Consider the following 3,792-nt stretch of genomic DNA (forward strand, 5'->3'; position numbering starts at 1 on the left):
AGGCAGCCATCACCGCCGACGCCGGCATCACTGTTGTACCGGACGAGGAGCACAGCTTCTCTACCGTGATCATCTGACGATATGTCAGACGGATAAATAAAGAGGGCTCCCGCGGGAGCCCTCTTTGCATCCTGTCATCAGAGAAGATCAGGCATTGCCCTGGGTCTTGAGCTTGAGCTCGGCAGCGAAGCTCAGCATGCGATCCAGCGGGATCAGGGCCTTCAGGCGCAGCGCCTCATCCACATGGATCTCGTGACGCTCGGCGCCGTCGGTCAGCGCTTCCTTGATCGCCACCAGGCCGTTCATCGCCATCCAGGGACAGTGGGCACAGCTGCGGCAGGTGGCACCATCGCCACCGGTCGGCGCCTCCACCATCTCCTTCTCCGGGCAGGCCTGCTGCATCTTGTAGAAGATGCCGCGGTCGGTCGCCACGATCAGCTTCTGCTGGGGCAGCTCGCGGGCCGCCTTGATGAGCTGGCTGGTAGACCCCACCGCATCCGCCAGTTCGATGACGGAAGCCGGGGACTCCGGGTGCACCAGCACGGCCGCATCCGGGTTCTGGGCCTTGAGCTCGCGCAGGGCCTTGGCCTTGAACTCGTCGTGGACGATACAGTGGCCCTGCCAGCGCAGCATCTCGGCGCCCGTCTTCTTCTCGATGTAGGCACCCAGGTGTCTGTCCGGCCCCCAGATGATCTTGTGGCCCTGGCTGTCCAGGTGCTCGACTATCTCCAGCGCGATGCTGGAGGTGACCACCCAGTCAGCCCGCGCCTTCACCGCCGCCGAGGTATTGGCATAGACCACGACTATATGGTCGGGATGGGCATCGCAGAAGGCGGAGAACTGGTCGATGGGACAGCCCAGATCCAGGGAGCACTCCGCCTCCAGGGTCGGCATCAGCACCCGCTTGTGGGGGCTCAGGATCTTGGAGGTCTCCCCCATGAAGCGCACACCGGCCACGATCAGGGTCTGGGCGGCGTGATCACGACCGAAGCGAGCCATCTCGAGGGAGTCGCCGACGAAACCGCCGGTGGCCTCGGCCAGCGCCTGGATCTCGGGATCCGTGTAGTAGTGGGCAACCAGCACGGCCTGACGCGCCTCGAGCAGCGCCTTGATCTCGATGATCAGGGCCGCCTTCTGTTCGGCAGTCAGGGGAGCCGGTTTGACCGGAAAGGGATAGTCCATCTCGATGACCGGAGGGACACTGCTCAGTGCATTGCTCATTGCGACTGTTCCATCAACGCTTGGAAAGGCCAAAATTATAACCAGAAGCCGCGCACAAACCCATCAACAAATCCAGTACAGTAAAACGGTCAGAACCCGCCCGGATGTATCGTTGTCATTCTTGCCAAAAGGAGTTGTCGAATGAAACAACGCTCGCTCAAAACCAAGTTGCTGCTGCTCACCCTGGGCCTCTTTCTCGCCAGTGGCGTCGCCATGACCCTGATGCAGTCTGCCTCCCTGAACACCCTGCGCAATGACATCATGACCCAGACTCGCAGCGCCCTGGAGCAGGAGGTATCGCGCACCCTGCAATTCCAGGCCGAGCGCTATGCCGTGCAAATCGCCGACCTGTTGCAGCAGTCCTACCAGATACCGCTGGGGATAGCCGCACAGCTCGAAGACGGCATGGCACAGCCGGAACTGATGCCGAGCCGCCCGCAGGTGGAGCTGCTGCTTGGCAGCCGCCTGCGTCAGGCTGAGGGGATCAGCTCCATCTATGCCCAGTTCGAACCCGATGGCTATGACGGGCAGGATACCAGCTGGCAGGCGGGGGCAACACACTCGGTCGCGGGCAAGGGCAGTCTGGAGGTGTACTTCACCCGGGAGCAGAATGGCCAGATTGCGCAGCAGCAGATAGATGCGGCAACCAGCGAAGCCAAGTTCGATACCTCGCGCAACGAGTTCGGCATTCGCAACAGCGAGTGGTATCTCTGTGGCCGTGACAGCCTGCGCCCCTGCCTGATGGAGCCCTACCTCTACGAGATAAGCCCTGGCAAGCAGATGCTGATGACCAGCCTGACGGTCCCCATCCTCAAGGGGGGCAAGTTTGCCGGGATCGCCGGGGTCGACATGAACCTGCCCATCTTCCAGCAACTGGCCGAGCACCTCGGCAAGAGTCTGTATGACAATCAGGCCGAGGTGACCCTGGTCAGCAAGATGGGCTTTATCGTCGGCAGCAACCGCCATGCGGACAAGCTGGGGCGCCCCCTGACGGAGGCCGGACTGGTGGCGCCAGATGGCAAGCCCAGGGATAGCGACAGCGACTTCATCCTGCAGCAACCCATCAAGATCGACGCCGCCGACAGCCAGTGGTGGCTGATGATCAAGGTGCCCAAGGCCCTCGCCCTCAGTCAGGCCAACACCATCAGCAACCAGCTTGGCAGCCTGCTGCAAGCCACCCGGCAACAGCAGCTGATGGCCATAGTCGCCATCACCCTGGTGGCACTGGCTCTGCTCGTCTGGTTCATTCAGACCATCACGGCCCCCCTCTCCCTCATCAGCCGCCACGTCTCCCACCTCGCCAGCAATGAGGGGGATCTGACCCAGCAGATGCAGATAGATACCCACCAGGAGCTCATCGAGCTCGGCAGGCACCTCAATGCCTTCCTCGGCAAACTGAGGGCCATGGTGCAGGGCAGCAAGCGAATTGGCCAGCAGGTACACCAGCAGGCAAGGGGCATGAAGCAGACGGCGGATGCCATGCGCAGCAGCCTGGATGAACAGAGTCTGGAGCTGGAGAGCGTGGTCAGTGCCATGCACGAGATGAGCACCACTGCGGTCAGCGTGGCGGGTTACGCCGAGCAGGCGGCGCAAGAGTCGGAAACGGCCACCCACCATATCCACAGGGCCCAGCAGACCTTGAGCCAGGCCCGCAGCGAGATCCACACCCTGGTCGAGGACATGCACCAGGCAGACAAGGCGGTGGCGCAGGTGGCCCAGCGCAGCACCAACATCAGCCACATTCTCGACGTGATCCGGGCCATCGCCGAGCAGACCAACCTGCTGGCACTCAATGCGGCCATAGAGGCGGCGCGGGCTGGCGACATGGGCAGGGGTTTTGCCGTGGTGGCGGACGAGGTGAGGGCCCTTGCCAACAAGACCCGTTCATCCACCGACGAGATAGGCCAGCTCATCGGCAGTCTGCAAACCGAGGTCACCAGCAGCCAGCAGCTGATGAATACGGGCATCACCCGATCCGTCAGCACGGTCGAGGGAACCGAGCAGGCCTTCGAGGCGCTCAATCAGGTGGTGAGCCAGATCCAGCAGATCCATGATCACATCAGCCAGGTGGCTACCGCCGCCGAGCAGCAGAGCGCCGTCAGCGATACCATCAACCAGAATCTGATGCGCATTGGGGATACCGCCACTGCCCTGGGGCAGGAGGCGAGTGCCAGCCACCTCTTGAGCGAGGAGCTGGAGCAGGCGGCAACCACGCTGGCCAACGAACTCGATCGGCTGCGCACCTGACGAGCGAATACAAAAAAGCCCGCATTGCAGCGGGCTTTTTTTCAATCTGGTGGTCGTTACTGGGCTCGAACCAGTGACCCCCTCCTTGTAAGGGAGGTGCTCTCCCAGCTGAGCTAAACGACCTGGGATAAGACTGAATGATGGTGGGTCGTGCTGGATTCGAACCAGCGACCAATTGATTAAAAGTCAACTGCTCTACCGACTGAGCTAACGACCCATCTGTATCATTTTTTTCAAAGCATGGTGGTCGTTACTGGGCTCGAACCAGTGACCCCCTCCTTGTAAGGGAGGTGCTCTCCCAGCTGAGCTAAACGACCTGGGATA

The 3,792-nt window shown here is 61.7% G+C and carries 2 protein-coding genes and 3 tRNA genes; 1 reads left to right on the forward strand and 4 read right to left on the reverse strand.

Annotated elements, in window-relative coordinates; translation table 11 throughout:
- Nucleotides 1-147: 147 nt before the first annotated feature.
- The gene (nadA, locus tag HB860_RS21005) at nucleotides 148-1,221 is read right to left on the reverse strand and encodes a quinolinate synthase NadA (protein ID WP_247627852.1); all 1,074 of its coding nucleotides are present in this window, start codon (nucleotides 1,219-1,221) and stop codon (nucleotides 148-150) included.
- A gap of 141 nt (nucleotides 1,222-1,362) precedes the next feature.
- Between nadA and HB860_RS21010 the strand changes: the two genes are divergently transcribed.
- The gene (locus HB860_RS21010) at nucleotides 1,363-3,468 is read left to right on the forward strand and encodes a methyl-accepting chemotaxis protein (protein ID WP_247627853.1); all 2,106 of its coding nucleotides are present in this window, start codon (nucleotides 1,363-1,365) and stop codon (nucleotides 3,466-3,468) included.
- Between the two features lie 47 nt (nucleotides 3,469-3,515).
- Here the strand turns inward: HB860_RS21010 and HB860_RS21015 are convergent.
- The 3 genes from HB860_RS21015 to HB860_RS21025 all read right to left on the reverse strand — a co-directional run bounded on the left by HB860_RS21015 (nucleotide 3,516) and on the right by HB860_RS21025 (nucleotide 3,785).
- Nucleotides 3,516-3,591: transfer RNA gene (locus tag HB860_RS21015), tRNA-Val, on the reverse strand.
- Between the two features lie 18 nt (nucleotides 3,592-3,609).
- A tRNA-Lys gene (locus HB860_RS21020) sits at nucleotides 3,610-3,685 on the reverse strand.
- A gap of 24 nt (nucleotides 3,686-3,709) precedes the next feature.
- Nucleotides 3,710-3,785: transfer RNA gene (locus HB860_RS21025), tRNA-Val, on the reverse strand.
- Nucleotides 3,786-3,792 lie beyond the last annotated feature (7 nt).

Origin of the sequence: Aeromonas genomosp. paramedia (genome assembly GCF_023093515.1) — a bacterium.
Classification (GTDB): Bacteria; Pseudomonadota; Gammaproteobacteria; order Enterobacterales; family Aeromonadaceae; genus Aeromonas.